Source organism: Micromonospora sp. GCM10011542 (assembly GCF_042650685.1).
GTDB lineage: Bacteria > Actinomycetota > Actinomycetes > Mycobacteriales > Micromonosporaceae > Micromonospora.
The window spans coordinates 27725-46283 of sequence record NZ_JBHSBO010000040.1; the positions used below are offsets into that span (position 1 = coordinate 27725).

Consider the following 18559-nt stretch of genomic DNA (forward strand, 5'->3'; position numbering starts at 1 on the left):
TCTGTCCGCAGGGAGTCACACTTATGACGAAATCTTTCGACCTGGTTACTCGGCCGTGGATACCGGTGGTGGCCGGGCGTGAGTCCAAGCTGGTCGGCCTACGCGAGTTGTTCGTGCGGGCGGCGGAGTTCGACGATCTCGCCCTGCCGGTTCCGCCGGCCGCAGCGGGGCTCTGGCGGATTTTGTACGCGATCACCGCACGCGTGACCGGTCTGGATGCCCTGCACGGCGAACAGTGGCGGCAGCGGCAGGAACAGGTTCTCGACCAGGGCGGGTTCGCCCCGGACGAGGTCGACGCGTACCTCGCGAAGTACCCGGACCGCTTCGACCTGTTCGATCCCCATCGCCCATGGATGCAGGATCCGCGGCTGACCGTCGAGTGTCCCAAGTCATCGGGCGTCAACAAGCTGGTGTTCGACCGGCCGGCTGGCAACACGCAGGTCTGGTTCGGCCACCACATGGACGCCAACCCGGTGGCTCTGTCATCCGATGAAGCCGCGTGGTATCTGATCGCGCAGCTGTACTACGGCGCGTCCGGGCGGTGTAGCAGCCGCGAGGTGGCCGGGCAGAAGTTCGCCAACAGCACCGCCGGCCCCCTGCGTGGCACCATGTCGTACCACCCGCTCGGAGAGAACCTGTTCGAGTCGCTGGTCGTGGGCGTGCCACAGAGGATGTCAGGACAGGACGAGGGACCCGACCTGTGCCCGTGGGAACGCGAAGATCTGCCGGATCCGCTCGGCGTGCCGGGGTCCGTGTCGTGGCCGTGCGGCGCATTGACCGGGCGCGCTAGGCACGCCGTGCTGCTGGTCCCGGACGCCGCCGGTGAGGCCGTGACGGACGCCTACGTCACCTGGGCATGGCGGCTGTCCGGTGCGGCGGCTGCCGACCCGTACGTGGTGCGGCGGCAGAACAAGGAAGGCGGCTGGTATCAGCTACCGGCCGACGGCTCCCGGGCGCTGTGGCGGGACGTCGACGCCCTGCTGGGCGGCACCAGCGAGGTCAAGACTCACCGTCCCGACATCATGACCGCCGCAGCTGATCTCGGTCTCGACGGGCGGGTCCGCGCGTACGGGTTCGATCAGGACGGGCAGGCCAAGGACCGGCAGTGGTTCACCGCGGTGACCCCACCGATCCTGGGCTGGCTGCGAGAGCGCGACCCGGAGACCGCCGACGGTGTGGCCGTGCTGACCCGAGCGGCCGAGTCGATCGGCCGGCGGGTCGGCGTGGTGCTGCGGCAAGCCTGGCGGGAGGTCGCCAACGTCAAGGACCGGGAAGGTCCATGGGCTCGCGTTGGCGAGGCGTACTACTGGAGGCGGGCCGAGGCGGTGTTCTGGAAACACGTGCAGGACGGCGAGTTCACCGTGGGCGGCCGGGCTTTCGCCCGCCTGGGGCATGAGGCCATCGACCACGCCGCGGACAGCGACGCCAGCTCACCGCGGATGGTGCGGGCCGTGCAGACGGCGCACCGGCTGCTGTTAACTCCATCGAAGAAGGGATCCGCCGCGTGATGTCTGCGGACACCGAAGAAAGGCGCTCCGACAGGTTCGTGAGGCGGGTCACCGAGCAGTGCCTCCGTGATCGTGGCCAGCGTGCGGCCCTGCGCCGTGGTTTGCGTCGTCCTCCCGAGCAGGCGCACACCATGCACGCCGTCGTCGCCCCGCTGTTGCCGCCGTCGGTGAGACAGGACCACGAGTACGCCTACTACGCCGTCGCGGCGATGATCGCGGCTTCCGTTCGGGACGGGTCGAACGCCGGCTCCGCCAAGGAGGAGACCTCCGACGTCGACGACGTCGAGGTGGTGGCCGCCGCGGATGTCGACGCCGGGCCGGGTAACCGCCCCGACCTGGGGCAGTCGTTGGCCTGGGCGGTGTGCCGGCCGGGGTCGGGGCGTCGGGCGATGAACCGGGCCACCGCCGAGAAGCGGTTGCATCTCCTGGTGCGGCAGGGCTACCCGGGCGTCTATCAGCACCTGGCCGGCGTCGTCCGACACCTCGGCGCGGTCGAGGTCCAGGTGAACTGGGGGCAACTCCTCGACGACCTCTGCCAGTGGCGGTACCGCCGCGACCACGTCGCCAAGCGGTGGCTCCAGTCGTACTACCGCACCCTGCACGAAGCCGACCGCCGCGCCGAGCAGCACCACTTGAGCCTGGAGGAATCAGCATGATCGCCCGCTACATCGACATTCACCTGCTGCAGACCGTCCCGTACGCCAACCTCAACCGCGACGACCTGGGTACACCCAAGTCCGTGCGCTTCGGCTACGCCGACCGCACGCGGGTATCCAGCCAGTGCTGGAAGCGTGCCGTACGGCAGGAGTTGGAAGCGTCGTCCGGCGACGCGGCCAAGCGGACCCGGCAGCTGCCGCAAGCCGTCCAGGGGCGCCTGACCAGGCGGGGCTGGGAACCGGAGCTGGCGACCTTCGCCGCCGCGCAGGTCATGGCCACGCTCGCCACGATCGCCGTCAAGGCCGACGGCTTCAAGGTGGACAAGGAGTCCGGTGAGGCGCAGGTGCTGTTCTACCTGCCGGAGCGGGCCTTCGATGAGTTGGCGGACATCTGCGTGCAGCAGCGCGATCGGCTCATCGGTCTGCAGTCCGGTGCGGTCAAGGCCAAGAAGGGTGAGCCGCCACTGCCGGCCGACGCGCTGCGTGGGGCGATGTCCCGCCGCAACGACGTGATCAACCTGTTCGGGCGGATGCTGGCGGAGCTGCCGGGCACCAACGTCGACGGTGCGGTCCAAGTCGCCCATGCGTTCACCACCCACGGCACGGATCCGCAGGTCGACTTCTTCACTGCGGTGGACGACCTGAAGCAGGACGCCGACCAGGCCGGCAGCGGGCACATGAACAGCGCCGAGTTCAGCACCGGCACGTTCTACCGGTACGCCAGCGTCAACCTGCCAGACCTCGTCGACAACCTCGGTGACGCCGCCACGGCGGTCGAGCTGGCCTCGGCGTTCCTGTCGGCGTTCATCACCGCCATGCCGCAGGCGAAGAAGAACTCCACCGCACCGTTCACCGTGCCCGACCTGGCCTACATCGCGGTGCGCGGTGATCGGCCCGTGTCACTGGCCAGCGCCTTCGAAACCCCGGTACGAGCACCGCTCGACAGCGGATACGCCGATCCGTCACGTCGGCAGCTCGCCGACTACGCCGGCCGGATCTACCGGCTGCTCGGCGACCGTGGGTTGATCTACCACGGGCACGCCAGCGTCGACGACAAGGGCTTGGAGCAGCTCGGTGAGAACCGCCCGAGCTTCGACGCCCTCATCGCTGCCGCCGTCGACCGCGCGAGGGCGGAATGACGGGCCTACTGCTGCGGTTGGCCGGGCCGATGCAGTCGTGGGGCGACCACAGCACCTTCAGCGTCCGTGACACCGCGACCGTCCCGACCCGCTCGGCGATGATCGGCATCATCGCCGCAGCCCAGGGCCGGCGCCGCGGCGAACCGCTGGCAGACCTCGCGGAACTGCAGTTCACCGTCCGCGTCGACCGGCCCGGGGCGGTCATGTACGACTTCCACACCGTCGGCGGTGGCCTGCCACCGGAGCGGACCGTGCCGACGGCCGAAGGCAAGCGGAGGCCGGCGGGCTCCGGCACCATCGTCTCGCGTCGATTCTACCTGGCCGACGCCGTGTTCACCGTCGCGGTCACCGGCCCGGACCGCCTTGTAAGCCAGGTGCACGAGGCCCTGACGAAGCCTGTCTGGGGCCCGTACCTCGGACGCCGCTCCTGCCCAGTGGAGCATCCGTTCCTGCTGTCCGGCCCGATCACCGACGCCGTCGCCCAGCTGGAACACCTGCCGCTCAACCGACGCCGACCCGCTGACGGATCAGACACCGTCACGGTGGACTTCGCAACCGGAGAACCGAGTGGCGACGGCGCCGCCAGCCGGCTGACGCTCAATGACGTACCCGTGGACATGGAACCGGCGCCCGGGGACCCACACCCGCGCCGGCGGCGCTATCTGACCCGTCACGTCCACGTCACCACCCGCAGCCTGCCGGTCCACCTGTGCGCCGGTATCGGCATGACGTACCTGGACGCACTGGAAGAGCATCTGCGAGGAGCCCGAACGTGACCGCCTGGCTGACCCGAATCACACCCGATCTGCGCCACCCGGCGGCACGACGGGACCTACGGGACATCATCGCCGTGCACCGCAGGGTGATGTCCTTGGTACCTGATGATCTGGGCGAGCAGCCACGACAGCACGCGGGTGTGCTCTTTCGGCTCGACCACACCACCGCCGGTCCGGTGCTGCTGGTCCAGACCGCGCTGCCACCGGATCCGGCCCGGCTGCCCGACGGTTACGGCACCATCGACACCCGCGATGTCAGCCCGCTGCTCAAGACGCTCACCATAGGCATGGCGGTGCATTACCGGATCGCCGCCAACGCCTCCAAACGAGCCTGGCAGGGCGACAACGCCGGCAAGATCGTCGCGTTGTCTGGCCAGCAGGCCGAGCAGTGGTGGCAGCGAAAGGCCGATGCCCACGGCCTCGACCTACGCCAGCTACTTGCCCAGCCGCAACCGTCCGCACGTGGTCGCGCCGTCCCGGTACGCCACGCCATCACGCTCTTCGAAGGTCATGCGGTGATCTCCGACGCCGACCAGGTCCGAGCCGCTGTACTGGCCGGTATCGGCCGGGGACGCTCGTTCGGCTGCGGACTGCTCAGCCTCGCTCCGATGCGGTGAGCGCCAACGCCCGACGGCGTCTCACCGCACCGACCCTGGCCATGCTCCCGCGCGTGGCGGACTCGCTGAGTTTCCTGTACGTCGACATCGTCCGCATCGTCCAAGACGACACCGGCGTCCTCGCCCAGGTTGACACCCCGAAAGGAACCGAACGCGTCTACCTGCCCACCGCCGCAGTCAGCTGCCTTCTCCTCGGCCCCGGCACCTCAATCACTCACCGTGCCCTGTCCACCCTGGCCCGACACGGCACCACCGTCATCTGCGTCGGCTCCGGCGTCGTCCGCTGCTACGCCGGCATAACCCCCACCTCCCTGACCACCAACTGGCTTGAGAAGCAGGCCCGATGCCGGGCCGACGACAACAGCCGACTGCAGGTGGCGGTACGCATGTACGAACACCGCTTCGGCGAGTCCGTACCCGAAGGCACCACACTGGCCCAGCTCCGCGGCATGGAGGGCCAACGCATGAAGACGCTCTACCGGCTGCTCGCCCAGAAATACCGAACCGGCAAATTCCGTCGCAACTACGACCCCGACGCCTGGGACACCCAGGACCCCGTCAACCTGGCACTGTCAGCCGCCAGCACCTGCCTGTACGGGGTGGTTCACGCCGTCATCCTCGCCCTGGGCTGCTCACCGGCGCTCGGCTTCGTACACAGCGGCACCCAACACGCCTTCGTCTACGACGTCGCCGACCTCTACAAAGCAAAGGTCACCGTGCCGCTCGCCTTCTCCATGAGCACCTCCGCGCAACCCGAACGCGACGTACGCCGCAAGCTACGGGACGAATTCCGGCTGCTGAAGCTGATGCCGACAATCGTCACCGACATCCAAAGCCTGCTCGACCCCGACAGCACACCCAAACAGCGGCAGCCCGCAGCCGAGATCACCTCCCTCTGGGACCCGGAAGTGGGCGCCATGCCGTCCGGTGTCAACTACGGCACAGACCTTTGGGACTGACATGGCCTCCATGGTCGTCCTCGCCACCACCGCCGTACCCGACCACTTGAGAGGCGCACTCAGCCGCTGGATGATCGAAGTCACCCCCGGCATGTTCGTCGGCACCCTCTCGGCCAAGGTCCGCGACGAACTGTGGAACGCCGCGAGCGCGGTCGTCGGTGACGGTGCCGCCGTCCTCATCCACCCAGACGACACCGAGCAAGGCTTCTCTCTACGGACCGCAGGGGAACGCAGACGCCGCCCGATCGACTTCGACGGCCTCACCCTGGTGGCAATGAGCCCCATGGAACACCCAGACGCTGCCGCCCCCACCCCCGAGACCATCTGGCCAGAGGGCTGGTAAAACCGCAGGTCGCGAAGTGTCCTCCCCACGCACGTGGGGGTGCTCCGCCGTCGTCGTAGGCGGCGAACGCGGCGCCGCCGTCCTTCCCACGCACGTGGGGGTGCTCCGTTGGTCGTGTCCTTCTCTTCGACCTCGGCGGAGTCCTCCCCACGCACGTGGGGGTGCTCCGGACCAGGCCATTGAGGCGTGGTACGTGGACGGGTCCTCCCCACGCACGTGGGGGTGCTCCGTCCGGCCGGACTCTGAGTCCATCCGCGACTGGGTCCTCCCCACGCACGTGGGGGTGCTCCGCCGACGCCGAGCCGCACCGCCACCCGCAAGCCGTCCTCCCCACGCACGTGGGGGTGCTCCGTTCGGCGGGCGGATGGCCGCCGGGATCGCGTCGTCCTCCCCACGCACGTGGGGGTGCTCCGTGGATGCCGCTGGACATCGACCGCACCCCGGAGTCCTCCCCACGCACGTGGGGGTGCTCCGCGCCACGGGGCAGCCTCCAGGTCAGACGTAGAGTCCTCCCCACGCACGTGGGGGTGCTCCGGAGGTGAACGGGGATGCGTGAGCGCGTGGACGTCCTCCCCACGCACGTGGGGGTGCTCCGGAGTGCGCTGCGTCGCTGCCGCTGGCGCAGCTGTCCTCCCCACGCACGTGGGGGTGCTCCGCGGCCGCGTCAGGTTGACCTAGACCCGAAGATGTCCTCCCCACGCACGTGGGGGTGCTCCGTGGAAATCGTGACCGGCGTACCTGCTGCCGCCGTCCTCCCCACGCACGTGGGGGTGCTCCGCGGTAGCGCACCAGCTCCCCGTCGGCGTGCACGTCCTCCCCACGCACGTGGGGGTGCTCCGGTGGCACGTTGCCAACAGTCGACCCTCCCCTCGTCCTCCCCACGCACGTGGGGGTGCTCCGGATTCCCCGCAACTTCCCGAAATCGTGTTGCCGTCCTCCCCACGCACGTGGGGGTGCTCCCACCACGAGAAGACCGACGCCGACGACATGGGCGTCCTCCCCACGCACGTGGGGGTGCTCCGTCGTCGCCCAGCAGGGCGGCGTACCGGCCGGCGTCCTCCCCACGCACGTGGGGGTGCTCCGCTGAGCACCTACGTTCCGCCGCTGGTGGGCCAGTCCTCCCCACGCACGTGGGGGTGCTCCGCTGAGCACCTACGTTCCGCCGCTGGTGGGCCAGTCCTCCCCACGCACGTGGGGGTGCTCCGTCGCAGATGATGCTGCCGGAGCGGTACCGGATGTCCTCCCCACGCACGTGGGGGTGCTCCGAAGCTCACCGACCACGAGTGTCTGCGGCTCCTGTCCTCCCCACGCACGTGGGGGTGCTCCGATCGGGCCGGCGACGTTGAGCCCGTCGACGAAGTCCTCCCCACGCACGTGGGGGTGCTCCGTCGCCGGCCAGCAGGACGTACGCGCCGGCCGCGTCCTCCCCACGCACGTGGGGGTGCTCCGCCGCTGGCCGCTGCCTTCGAGCAGGCCGGGCTGTCCTCCCCACGCACGTGGGGGTGCTCCGTCGTCCCCGGGCGCGCAGAGCACGCCGGCGACGTCCTCCCCGCGCACGTGGGGGTGCTCCGGCCGCAGCCACGCTGCTGCGCACCGAGCAGGCGTCCTCCCCACGCACGTGGGGGTGCTCCGGCCCCCGCCGTGGGCACCCTGCAACAGCTGTTGTCCTCCCCACGCACGTGGGGGTGCTCCGGCCCTCGACCGGCAGGTGGTCGTCCAGCCGAAGTCCTCCCCACGCACGTGGGGGTGCTCCGTTGGTGGAGGACACGGCGAACGGGCCGGCGGTGTCCTCCCCACGCACGTGGGGGTGCTCCTGTGCTTGTTGTTGAGTAGCCCCAGGGCGCGGAGTCCTCCCCACGCACGTGGGGGTGCTCCGGTACGGCACGTCGGCGGCGAGGCACTGGTCGCGTCCTCCCCACGCACGTGGGGGTGCTCCGCCCATCTGCTCCAGCGCGCCGGCGTAGCCCTCGTCCTCCCCACGCACGTGGGGGTGCTCCGTGATCACGAAGACGGCGCCGTCGCCGCCCTTGGTCCTCCCCACGCACGTGGGGGTGCTCCGCCGTGCCCGCACGGCGAGGATCTCGGCGCCCTGTCCTCCCCACGCACGTGGGGGTGCTCCGGACCCGCAGGGCCGGCGCTGGTACCGCACTGGGTCCTCCCCACGCACGTGGGGGTGCTCCGGTGCTCACCCGCGCCCGGAACGCTGGTCTGATGTCCTCCCCACGCACGTGGGGGTGCTCCGCTGCCCGCCGGTCCGGAGGAGTTGAAGACTATGTCCTCCCCACGCAGGTGGGGGTGCTCCTCCGCCGCGGCGACGTTCCTCGCCACCCTCACCGTCCCCTCCACGCACGTGGGGGTGCGGCGGCGCTGTGCGCCCCCGGGCCACGTGGGGCACGCCCAGCAGCTGCGCCGGCTAAAGCGATGACGGAGATGGCTGGGCGCGACGCAGGGGAACCGCGCCTGCGCGAGCGAGTTGCGCGGCTGCGGCGGGTTGCGGCTAGGGCGCCTCCGGCGGAGGCGCTCCGGCTCCAGGACGCCCGGGACCGTCTGCGGCAGCGAGCTCCGTCTCTGGTGGCGGTCGGTTCGTCCTGTCAGCCATCGACCCGGGCAAGCCGAGCAGACCACCGCCCGGCCCGCCAGCGTACGGATGGAGCGTAGAGGTCCGCGGGCCGTGGCGGGCCGGCCGCCGGCCCGCTCCCCAATGGGCGGGTCGACGGCAGACAGGACGGTAACGACTTTGGTGAGCGGTGCGTTACCGCTTCCACGAACGGAGCGGCCTCCAGAGGTAGCGGCACGGTAGCTGACAGTCGGGATGCTCGGGGCTGACACCGGGCGAGTACCGATGCCAGGGCATGGGGAAGGCCGAGGAGCGGCGCCTGACCGAAAACGGTTGACGGAGATGGTCGCATGCTTCGGGAAGAGGGCGTTATGGCGGGATCGGCAAGCAGGGCACTCGAAGACGTTCACCTGGGAGCCGTTCCCCATGACCACTACACCCCTCTCGCCCGCGGCTTGCCGCTGCCACGTTTTGCCCGGGACCTCAAACCCCAGGCGGCGCAATGCGTAGTCACATCAGTCGATGCAAACGGTCGCTTGACCGACCGTAGACCGCTACAAGCTCTGGGGTGGTTCGCCGGCCGCTCGGTCGATATCACCGGTGGGGACAACGCGATCACGGTGACCGCGCAACCTCGTGGACGATGGACGATCAACCAGCAGGGCTACCTGGTACTGCCGTCCTCGGTACGGCGAAGCCGCAGCGTCGGCTCCGGCCATCGTCTCCTGGTATTGGCATACCCGGACCGCTCCTTGTGATGGCGTACACGATGAGCGCGCTGGAGCTAGTGGTCTCGCGGTACGGCGCGCAGGAGGCAGCGTGATGGGCACGGGCTTCGGCGGAGGCGACGAACTGGCAGCGGCGCGGCTCCTCCTGGCTCGGTTAGGGGTAACGCCTGAGCAGCTCGTGACGGCACCGAGCGCACCGCGAGCCGTTCCCACTTTCGACGAGTACATCGACCGCGTGTCTGAGGCAGTAACGGCGGGCACGGGGCGGGTCTACGGCACCTACTGGAACAGGGTGCGAGAAGTGTGGGGAAGCAGGCGCCTGAACGAGCCGACCCCGCTGGAGATCCGGCAGCTTGCCGAGCGGATGAAGGATCAGCTCGTCGTGCGGCGGAACTCTCGCGGTGGTCGAACGGCCGCGGAGCACCTCATTTCCTCGCTCAGGTGCCTCTTCAGCTACGCCGAAGCCGACGGCCTCATCACCGAGTCCGCCAACCCGGCGAAGCGCGTGCCGAAACCTCGACGGCTCGCCAGCACGAGGCGGGCCCTGTCCGAGGGGCAGCTCTCCTCGATCAACGAGGTCGCTGCTTCCACCGGCAACGACCCCGAGTTGGACACTCTGATATTGCGACTTCACATCGAGACTGCGTGTAGAAGGGGCGGAGGCCTCGCCCTACGCCGCGCGGACCTGGACACGGAGCAGTGCATGGTTCGGCTGCACGAGAAGGGCGAGACCGTGCGCTGGCAGCCTGTATCTCCTACCTTGGCGGGCCAGCTAACGCAGCATTTCGAGGACCGAGGTGGCGGCGCCCCGGGCGATCGGCTGCTCAGGTATCGGAACGGTCGGCCAATCACCAGCCGGCGCCACGACCACCTGTGGCAGCGCCTGGGTAGACACCTGCCCTGGGTGGCAACCCAGCAGGTCAGCACACACTGGCTACGCCATACGACGTTGACCTGGGTGGAGCGCAACTTCGGATATGCCGTAGCCCGAGCCTTTGCAGGCCACAACGGCAGGTCTGACGCAGGCACCACCAGTACTTATGTGCGTGCTGACGTCTACGAAGTCGCTCAAGCTCTCATGGCTCTGACAAACGAGCCGCATCCCTTGGTGCCGTCGCCGACAGCAAGAAATGCCGGACCGAGGCGTCCCAATCGGTCCCGATAGTCCACGCCGCGCTAGCGGCCCGTTCTCGATGGCAAGGTTGTCGGTCCTCGCCAATAAGGTCCCGACCGTGAACGATGCGCACACAGGGACCAGTTGGAGAGGGCTGGACGCTTCGGCCTGGCTGGTGACGGATGAGGGCCCCCGTACCCTCATCGAGCTCGCCGGCTCATTTGGTGTCGTCGCTTCTGCTGGCGGAGACCCCGTCGAGGTTCGCGTTGGTACTCCGCGGGTTGGTCCGGCCCGGCGGGTTACGCTGGCATCCGGGCTCTCCATAACGACATCAGTAGATGTAGGTCTTGCCGATGGGCCGGTGGTGCAACCCGCACCTGCACCTGCCAGGCGAGTGAACGGCCGAGTTCCTGCTCAGCGCGCTCTGCGTTCGCTGAGGTGCACAGAGGAGTCCACACCCGTGCACGCGTTGGAGGCCAAATCAGAGGTCGGCTTGGCATTGCCTGGGTGGCAATGGCGCGGGCGCGGCAACAGCGATGAAGGCTATTTGGTAGGCCACTTTATCGGAGATGGTCACTTTTCGGGCACCACCGTGCACCTGGATGTGTGGGAGGCGCCCGGGGTAGAAGCAGTGCGCCAAAGGCTTACCGCAGCCGCCTCACACCTTCCGCACCGCGCGGACTGGGCAGGGTTCAGAAAGATCGAGCGGCACGGCAAGCAGCAGATGAGCGGCGTGTCACTCCTCGAGCTCATGACGGAGTGGGGACTGTTCCCCGGCTGCAAGACTGTCAACGACCAGATTGAGCGCGGCAGCTCAAACTTCATCTGCGGCGTCATCTCGGGGCTGCTGGACACCGATGGGCACGTTGAGGGCAAGGCGGCGAAAGGTGTCACGATCCGCCTCAGCCAAGCTAACACCGACCTGCTGCACCGTGTGCAACGCATGCTCGGCTGGCTCGGTATCCGATCGACGGTACACGCCGGTCGAGCGGCGGGTGCCAGGCTGATGCCCGACGGGCATGGGGGTCTACGCCTCTATGACACGCAAGGATGGTCGCGGCTTCTAGTCGGTAGCTCTGATGCGCGGCGGCTCACCCGCATTGCAGGTTTTGTGGACACGGCCAAGGCAGCTAAGTATGAACGCCTGACCGAGGGAATGACGACCTATCGCAAGAGCCCGGTGGACAAGGTCAAGTCGGTGCAGCCGTGCACGGTCCAGCTGGTTGACGTCCAGCTGCTGAGCGCAGCCCGCTGGCTCGCAGTCAATGGCGTCGCAGTCGACGCTCGGACACTGCAGGCGAGCCGATGCGAACGGGACTCGTTGGCGAGGCGTGCGGTCACAGGCAGGACGACCGCGACTTACACCTCGGGATCCCTGGATGCCGAGAGCGGGGACCCGGAGCAGCGCACCATGAAGGAGGTCGGGAAGCTGCGTCAGGACGGGCTGTCCGCTGTCAGCATTGCGTTGCGTCTGCATCTGACCCCGGCCAGAGTCCGCGAGCTACTCATAAAGGCTGGTACTCCAGAGCGGGCCCGTGACCGCTCTGCCGACCGCCTACCAGCGTCAGAACTTTCGCATGCGTATGAACTAGGAAAGTCGGTGCCAGAACTCGCAGCACATTACGACGTCGGCGAGCAGCATGTGCGGGACGCACTCGCTGCTGCGGGCGTCGATCTTCGTGGTGCAGGCCGCCGAGGTCATACTCTCAAGGTCTGGTCGCTCACCAAGGAGCAGTTGGCTGCCGAGTATGCGGCCGCCGGACTTGTCGAACTTGGCAGACGCTACGGTGTTGCCGCCGGCACGGTGAAGAGCGCACTGCTCCGCCACGGAATCGAGCGACGACCAACCGGACATCGAGCGAACCCACGATAGCCTGCTCGCTGCTCCGAGCTTGCGGCGGCAGAGTGCCGTTGCATCTGCAAGTGGTGTTATCTGCCGCCTACGTGCATGCCGGGCAGGTGAGCAGGCCTGATTCGTGGCGTGTCGGCGGCCCTCGTGGCTGCTAGGCTAAGTGCATGGGCACCTATTTGGTGCATGGATGCTGGACGTGGGGGTTCAAGTCCCCCCTCGGACACAACCCATTGCCCTACGGTGCGCGCTGAGATCCACTTCAGCGCGCACCGTTTGCGTTTCAGGCTGGTAATTCAGCCGGAGGCCGAGTTGTCGGTAGACCTCGGCATTGTCGGCTGGGTCGGCGTCGCGGAGCACGGTGGTGATGTCGCTGAGCGCGGTCACTAGGGCCGTGATTTCGGCTCGGCTCATCCGGCGCGGGGTGGTGCCCGCGATCGTGCGTGGATCTGCTTCCGCAAGAGGACGATCGGCCTGGGTCTGCGCGATCCAGCCGGTGACCACCGCTGGGTCGGCGCCAGCGTCGAGGGCGGCGCGGTAGCGCTCCAACTTGGTGTCGCACTCGGTGATGATTGTCTGGGCTGCTGTGCCCGTTGGGGGCGGATAATCTAGGGGTTGGGCGTCGGTCATCGCGGCGATCGTTTGTTCGATGCGGTGGGGCGCGAAGGCGGAGGCCAGCCACGTGTCGAGCGGGTCGGTGAGGGCGTCTCGCGCAGGTACACGTTGCGGGGGTGTGGGACCTGGTTGGCGAGGGCTAATCCTGTGGGAAGCGGCAGCGGTAGTAGGCGTCGCCGTGGTTGTACTGGCCCTGCATGCGTCGGTCGCAGGCGGCGCAGTAGATGAGGCCCCGGAAGACGTACGGGTTGCGGGTGCGTTGCCGGACGTGTTGTCCGCCGGTTCCCCGTCCGCGACGCCGCAGTATCGCTTGGGCCTGCTCGAAGGTCGCGTCGTCGATGAGTGGTTCGTGGATGATCTCCTTGGAGACCACCCACTTGTCGCGGGGGTTTCAGCGCATGACGCCGGTGTGGCCCATTGCCACGTCGTCGACGTCGAGTAGCACCTCGTCGGTGCGTTGCTTGTTCCAGACCTGCCGACCGATGTAGCGGGGTTGGTGAGGATGACGCGGACGGCGCTCTTGGACCAGGCGATGCCGCTGCGGTGGCGGTTGCGGGCGCGGTCGTGGGCTGATGGGCAGGGCACGTGATTGGCGGTGAGTCCCTCGGCGATGGCGAACAGGCCGATACCGGCGAGGAACTGCCGAACGATCGGCGCGGTCTGCTCGTCCGGAGTGAGGCCCTTGAGGCGTTTGCCGTCGGCGGCCTTGGCGGGGTTGGGGTGGGGTCCGAGGTCGCGGAGTGTGTAGCCGTAGGGCGGGCGTCTGCCGAGGTAGCGGCCCTTGAGGAGGGTCTGGGCGGCCATGGCGGTGCGACGCGGAGCTTGATCCGGTTGCGTTCGCCCTTGCTCATGCCGCCGAAGACGGACATGACCAGTTCGTGTGCCTCGTTGTCGGGGTCGATGGGGCCGCCGATCTCGGGAACCCAGAGTTCGACGCCGTAGTGGGCGAACAGCGGCACCGTGAGGCCGAACTGGTTGCCATAAAAGGCGCGGTGGGGTTCGCCGATCACGACGGCGGAGAACCCGCGCCGTGGATCGCGCGGCGCCGCGAGAAGGAGGCTGGCCTGGACCCTGCGTTGCCAGGGGAGGGAGCGGCTCTGGCCGACGTCGAAGTACTCCGTGACGACCCGTCCACCGTGGGGCTGAATGAGTGTGGTTGCCCGGGTGAGTTGCCAGCTCCGGGACGATTCGGGGTCCTGATTATCCTCTGTCGACACACGGCCGTAGAAGGCGAAGGGTTTCGGTTGAGGGGTGATCATTGGTTCTCCTGGTTCGAGTTGTCCGTGCGGCTGTCGTTCACGTGTCTGAGTAGCTTCAGTAGGGCGGCCGCAGCGCCGGGGTGCAGCTCGGGTGGCTGACCGGGCGCCGCCACGCTCGTGACTCCGGACGTTGCGCGGCCGTCGGCGGTCTCGACCGTCCCTGAACCGCTGTCTTCGCTGTGCTGGTCAAGTCGCTCGTCGGATGGCCCGATCGAAGAGGGCTCCTTGCGTTGTAGAAACTGTCGTCGGGCGGCCGCGTCATGCGCCTCCGTCCGGCGGTCGCCCCGGCCGGAACACGCGGCGGTGGGCGTGCATCGTTCGCTCCTTGGCCTCCGTCCCCGTGATGTGAGAGGGGGCGGAGTGTAGGGCGATGCCAGCATCGGCTTCATGGGTCGGCGGGATCGTGGCGTTGTAGCTCGATACGCCGGTAACTCGCGCGGTGGCGGATGGGTGGGTTGTCATGGGAGATGTCCTTCGGGCTTGGTCGTGTGCCGGTTGCTCCGGCGGGCATGAAGAAGCGGCCGGTGCCGTCAGGCACCGGCCGCTCGTTGAGCAGTGCGGGCGTTACGTCTCTGCGGTTGTCAGGTCGGTTGGCAGCCTTTGAGATGGGCAAGCGCGTGATGGCGCTGCTTGCTGCGCGTCCGGATGGACCAGCATTGCTTTGAAGAGCACCTTCTTCACACCGAAGAGGTCACTGGTTCGATCCAAGCATCGCCCACCATGAATATGTGCAGGTAGGAACCCCGTCACCGGAATCACCGGTAACGGGCTTCCCCGCTGTTGCCCCTTAAGTTGGAGCAGATTGGGAGCAGGCAGTTCCTTGGCGGGCCGACGGCAAGCCGGCATGGCAACCGTCCGGCTCGTGTCACCGGTTGGAAGTCGATCACCAACACGGCTGGTGCCAGGCGGAAACAACTCAGCTGCTCTAGACCGACACGCGGGGGCCCCGAAATAAGTCGTGCTGCAGTGGCAGCTTCGTTAGGACGTCGATGTGGACCCAATGGCGTATTGCAGCCTGGTCGGTGGCTGTGAGCTCGCCGTAGCCTTCGAGGAAGCTCGTACGTGAATCTGGGCGCAGCGGCCAAATCCGGGTGGCGAGCCGTACGAGGTCGCGGACGGCGAGGTTGTAGCGGCCCGGGCATCGGGAAGGCCTAGCAGCTTGTGCCGACTCTCCGGCGCCCGCCGCTGAGCCGCATCGCAGCAGGCGGTAGGCGGGAGACGAGGTCGCAGTAGTCGGCCGCGAAGCGCGCCATCTCCGTTGCGCTTAGAGATGCCACGACGCACCGGCCCTATCCCAGCCACCAAATCGCGCGACCTCCCAAATCGTGCACCTACAGCATCGACGGCCAGTCCGGCCGTCGGCGCGACGGTGCCTGGTCGAGCGCGGGCACGGCCGTTAGCAGCTCGACCGCCATGTACACGACGGCTGTGGCCGCTCCACACAGGTCCGCCCATGGCGGCTTTCCGGCTCGGGCTACCATCCGAGGTAGGCGGAGGCCCAGCCGTTCTACCCGTTGCGAAGGGTCGTCATGATCCGGTCGGTGTCCCCGGACGCGATCGCGTCGAGGATCCCGGTGATCCTGGCATCTTTTTCGGCCGCCTTAATGACCTTCGTCAAGTTCGCGCGGTCGGTGTAGAGGGAACGGGCGAGTTCGGCGATCGGCAACTCCTCACTCGGCATCCGCGCGTACCCCGCTAAGCCGAACTTCAGGGAGTGGCGGGCTTGCTGGAGCTGTGCCTCGCCCGCCTCGCGCATCAGCCATGCGCTCACGACCGATCGCGCGATGCCGGGCGGTCGGGGTGTGTCGGAAGCAATTGCCTCGTCACCGCTTCCATACTCCAGGGCAAGGTCGGTGACCCATCGGGCGTAGGTGCCGTACGCATCAAGAACGTTGTACGTGTGCAAGACCTCGATACCCCCGCCAGCCAGGGTACGAATGATCTTCGACTCCTTGGGGCCGACTTCCTCGGGCACGATTGCCACAACCCGGTCCCGCCATCCACAAAACTGACTGGCGGCCCCAGCGCGCAGGCTTTGAGCCAGGAAGACGCGGGCGGCGTCGTCGAATACGTCCTCCCGACGAGTGCCCGATGTCACCATCCACATTCGGGACGGGGTTCCGGGCTCCCAGTCACCGTCAGTGTCCAGCGTGATGTCGCTCTCGTATAGGACGGTCTCACCCGATTTCACCGCTTCACCGAGCACCCGGCCGGCTTGAGAGATGAAGCCGGCGATGTATTCGGCTGTGCCGGTGTCGACCAGGCCGGCAAGGCGGTTCCGTTCGGCCGGGTCGTCGACCGTCGCGGCGTGGCGTGGGGTGAGGAGGTCCATGAGGTACCTAAGATCAGGCTGGGTCATGGGTACACGCTACACACCCTTCTTTGTCTCGGTCCAGAGTTGCCCAGTGATCGACTTCGACCGCGTGTTGACGGTCTCCCGCGATGGGCTGGGGTGACTCGGGCTGCGGATTGTGTTGCTGCGGGCGTCCGGGTCAACCGCAGAGGGCGTTGATCACGTGCGAGGGTCTGCCGCAGGTCGCGCGGCTCTTAAAGGCAGTGACTTGAGCAGGTCGCCATGAGGCCCCGTGCAGCCATCGCTGGACTCGCCCGCGGTCAGCTTGGGTACTGGCTGACGGAGGCCCGGAGGGAGCGGTTTGGGAGCTCGGGGTTGCGGTGACGCCGAGGCAGCGACCACGTCGCAGCTGAGGGTGCGACACCAGACGTCCGGCAACCACACGGGCACGGCCCGCGCGGCAGCACCGTTACCTCCGGCCAGCCGCCGGCGGTCTCGTGCCGAGATTGGGGGAGCAGGAATTCACCGCGGAGTGCTCCGCGGTTTTGCGCAGCGGTCGACAGCGCTCTATGTCCCCTGGCAACGGTGTATGCACAGGCCGCGGCGGTAAGGAGCTGCTAGATGGCCATGCCCTGCAAGTGGGAGCAGATTGGGTGCGGGTTGGCGAAGTGGTCACCGCGCCCGAAGTGCTCACCGACGTTGGACAGGGCCGAGGGCTTTGACCTTGGTGATGTGGGCGAGCGGTCCGGCGTGACCTCCCAGAAGCACCGAAGTGGTCAAGCCGCAGGCCCTATGGATCCGACCGCCTCGTCGGTCCGCGCCGGCTGTCGGATCGGACCTGATGTTCCCTGGGTTTCGCGGAGCCCTGTTGGTTGGCGTCAGGCAACGGATAGGGCGATCGGGCGGAGCCTTTCATACTCGACCGGGGTGAGCATGCCCAGCGAACTGTGGCGGCGTTGCCGGTTGTGGAAGATCTCCAGGTACTCGAAGATCGCGTTGGCCAGTTCGATGCGGGTGCGCCAGCGCCGGCGGTTGAGCAGTTCGGTCTGCATGCGGCCCCAGAACGACTCGATCATGCCGTTGTCGTAACAGTCACCGATCGATCCCATCGACGGCGCCAGGCCGGCTTCCTGAACTCGGCGGGTGAAGGCCCATGAGCTGAATTGCACGCCGTGATCGGAGTGGATCACGGTCCCGGTGGGTTGGCGGTTGCTGATGGCCATGCTCAGGGCGTTGGTGACCAGCGTGGCCGTCTGGGTGGCGTCGATGGACCAGCCGACCACTCTGCGGGAGAAGGTGTCCAGCTCGACCGCGCAGTACACCTTGCCCTCGCGGGTCGGGTGCTCGGTGATGTCGGTGACCCACAGCTGGTTCGGCGCCGATCGGGTGAAGTCGTGGTTGACCAGGTCGCTGGCCGTGGGGGTCTGGTGCTTCGGCCGGGGCCGGCGACTACCAGGCAGACCGCGGATGCCGGCACGGCGCATCAGCATCTCCACCGCGTGATAGCCCACGACGAGGCCGCGGCCCAGCCGCAATTCGGCGTGCACTCGCCGGGAACCGTACGTGCCTCGCGACGCCAGATGCACCGCGCGGATCTGCTCGGTCAGCCAAGCGTGGCGCAGCGCCCGCTGCGAGAGCGGTCGGTTGCGCCAGGCGTAGTACCCGGACGCTGAGACGTCGAGTACGCGGCAGCAGACGTCGACGGGCGACCCCTCAGCGGCCATCCGTTGGATGACCGCGTACCGGTCTTTTGGGGGCACCACCCCCTTGAGCAGTTCGGCCGCGCGGCGATGCGCCGCCAGTTCGGTCTCCAGCTCGGTGATACGCCGTCGAGCCGCGACCAGCTCTGCCTGGTCGGTGGAGGTGACACCTGGAACCTGGCCGGTGTCGATCAGGTCTTGGCGGCGCCAGTTGTAGATCGTCTGATCGCTGATCTCCAAGTCCCGGACCAACTCCGCGACCGATCGGCCGGCCTTGAGCAGATCGAGGACCTTGCGACGAAACTCGGGCGGATATCTTCTCGGCACGTCTCTCCTCAACGAGCGACGAGCCTGACGAGTCAACCAACCCGACTCCACCGAACCCGGGGAACATCAAAGTCTCTACAAAATCCGGGGCGGTTCACCAGCGCTGGAAAGAGCAGGGC

13 protein-coding genes, 2 pseudogenes and 1 CRISPR repeat array are annotated in these 18559 nt (G+C 67.8%); of the genes and pseudogenes, 9 read left to right on the forward strand and 6 right to left on the reverse strand.

From position 1 onward, the window contains the following. Positions 1–23 precede the first annotated feature (23 nt). The 9 genes from casA to ACFOW4_RS13615 all read left to right on the forward strand — a co-directional run bounded on the left by casA (position 24) and on the right by ACFOW4_RS13615 (position 12270). Complete coding sequence (gene casA / locus ACFOW4_RS13575; protein WP_377527594.1) at positions 24–1508, forward strand: type I-E CRISPR-associated protein Cse1/CasA; 1485 nt, start codon at positions 24–26, stop codon at positions 1506–1508. Further along, positions 1505–2164, forward strand: a complete 660-nt coding sequence (gene casB / locus ACFOW4_RS13580) for a type I-E CRISPR-associated protein Cse2/CasB (RefSeq protein WP_377527595.1) — start codon at positions 1505–1507, stop codon at positions 2162–2164. Before casA ends, casB begins: the two co-directional genes overlap by 4 nt. Continuing rightward, a complete protein-coding gene (gene cas7e, locus ACFOW4_RS13585; RefSeq protein ID WP_377527597.1) occupies positions 2161–3303 on the forward strand; it encodes a type I-E CRISPR-associated protein Cas7/Cse4/CasC in 1143 nt (380 codons plus the stop codon). The genes casB and cas7e overlap by 4 nt, the downstream gene beginning before the upstream one ends. Further along, the gene (gene cas5e, locus ACFOW4_RS13590) at positions 3300–4079 is read left to right on the forward strand and encodes a type I-E CRISPR-associated protein Cas5/CasD (RefSeq protein WP_377527598.1); all 780 of its coding nucleotides are present in this window, start codon (positions 3300–3302) and stop codon (positions 4077–4079) included. The genes cas7e and cas5e overlap by 4 nt, the downstream gene beginning before the upstream one ends. Beyond that, entirely contained in the window at positions 4076–4696 is a 621-nt protein-coding gene (gene cas6e / locus ACFOW4_RS13595) for a type I-E CRISPR-associated protein Cas6/Cse3/CasE (protein WP_377527600.1), read from the forward strand. Before cas5e ends, cas6e begins: the two co-directional genes overlap by 4 nt. Continuing rightward, the gene (gene cas1e, locus ACFOW4_RS13600; protein ID WP_377527601.1) at positions 4693–5655 is read left to right on the forward strand and encodes a type I-E CRISPR-associated endonuclease Cas1e; all 963 of its coding nucleotides are present in this window, start codon (positions 4693–4695) and stop codon (positions 5653–5655) included. Before cas6e ends, cas1e begins: the two co-directional genes overlap by 4 nt. A 10-nt stretch (positions 5656–5665) precedes the next feature. Beyond that, a complete protein-coding gene (gene cas2e, locus ACFOW4_RS13605) occupies positions 5666–5998 on the forward strand; it encodes a type I-E CRISPR-associated endoribonuclease Cas2e (RefSeq protein WP_377527603.1) in 333 nt (110 codons plus the stop codon). Positions 5999–6016: 18 nt separating this feature from the next. Then, a CRISPR array of direct repeats spans positions 6017–8362; the repeat unit is 29 nt; unit sequence GTCCTCCCCACGCACGTGGGGGTGCTCCG. Positions 8363–9377: 1015 nt separating this feature from the next. Beyond that, positions 9378–10448 (forward strand): tyrosine-type recombinase/integrase, encoded by a 1071-nt coding sequence (locus tag ACFOW4_RS13610; RefSeq protein ID WP_377527604.1) that lies wholly within the window; start codon positions 9378–9380, stop codon positions 10446–10448. A gap of 409 nt (positions 10449–10857) precedes the next feature. Continuing rightward, complete coding sequence (locus ACFOW4_RS13615; RefSeq protein WP_377527606.1) at positions 10858–12270, forward strand: LAGLIDADG family homing endonuclease; 1413 nt, start codon at positions 10858–10860, stop codon at positions 12268–12270. A 183-nt stretch (positions 12271–12453) separates the two neighbouring features. On the opposite strand, the gene ACFOW4_RS13620 is transcribed toward ACFOW4_RS13615, so the two are convergent. From ACFOW4_RS13620 to ACFOW4_RS13645, 6 genes and pseudogenes are all read right to left on the reverse strand, one after another. After that, positions 12454–12876 carry a hypothetical protein gene (locus ACFOW4_RS13620; protein ID WP_377528190.1) on the reverse strand — a complete coding sequence of 141 codons (423 nt, stop codon included), beginning with the start codon at positions 12874–12876 and terminating at the stop codon, positions 12454–12456. 124 nt (positions 12877–13000) lie between these two features. Beyond that, on the reverse strand, positions 13001–13234 hold the full coding sequence (locus ACFOW4_RS13625) for a zinc ribbon domain-containing protein (RefSeq protein WP_377527607.1): 234 nt from the start codon (positions 13232–13234) through the stop codon (positions 13001–13003). A 170-nt stretch (positions 13235–13404) separates the two neighbouring features. Beyond that, positions 13405–13665: pseudogene (locus tag ACFOW4_RS13630) on the reverse strand (recombinase family protein); the annotation flags it as partial. A gap of 68 nt (positions 13666–13733) precedes the next feature. Beyond that, positions 13734–14120: pseudogene (locus ACFOW4_RS13635) on the reverse strand (recombinase family protein); the annotation flags it as partial. A 1507-nt stretch (positions 14121–15627) separates the two neighbouring features. Continuing rightward, positions 15628–16479 carry a hypothetical protein gene (locus ACFOW4_RS13640; RefSeq protein ID WP_377527609.1) on the reverse strand — a complete coding sequence of 284 codons (852 nt, stop codon included), beginning with the start codon at positions 16477–16479 and terminating at the stop codon, positions 15628–15630. Positions 16480–17291: 812 nt separating this feature from the next. Continuing rightward, complete coding sequence (locus ACFOW4_RS13645; RefSeq protein ID WP_377527610.1) at positions 17292–18440, reverse strand: IS3 family transposase; 1149 nt, start codon at positions 18438–18440, stop codon at positions 17292–17294. Between the last annotated feature and the right edge of the window lie 119 nt (positions 18441–18559).

Coding starts and splice junctions, on each gene's coding strand:
- cas5e (WP_377527598.1), top strand. CDS start 3,300: ATGACGGGCCTACTGCTGCGGTTGGCCGGGCCGATGCAGTCGTGGGGC.
- ACFOW4_RS13610 (WP_377527604.1), top strand. CDS start 9,378: ATGGGCACGGGCTTCGGCGGAGGCGACGAACTGGCAGCGGCGCGGCTC.
- ACFOW4_RS13640 (WP_377527609.1), bottom strand. CDS start 16,479: ATGACCCAGCCTGATCTTAGGTACCTCATGGACCTCCTCACCCCACGC.
- cas7e (WP_377527597.1), top strand. CDS start 2,161: ATGATCGCCCGCTACATCGACATTCACCTGCTGCAGACCGTCCCGTAC.
- casA (WP_377527594.1), top strand. CDS start 24: ATGACGAAATCTTTCGACCTGGTTACTCGGCCGTGGATACCGGTGGTG.
- cas2e (WP_377527603.1), top strand. CDS start 5,666: ATGGTCGTCCTCGCCACCACCGCCGTACCCGACCACTTGAGAGGCGCA.
- ACFOW4_RS13620 (WP_377528190.1), bottom strand. CDS start 12,876: ATGACCGACGCCCAACCCCTAGATTATCCGCCCCCAACGGGCACAGCA.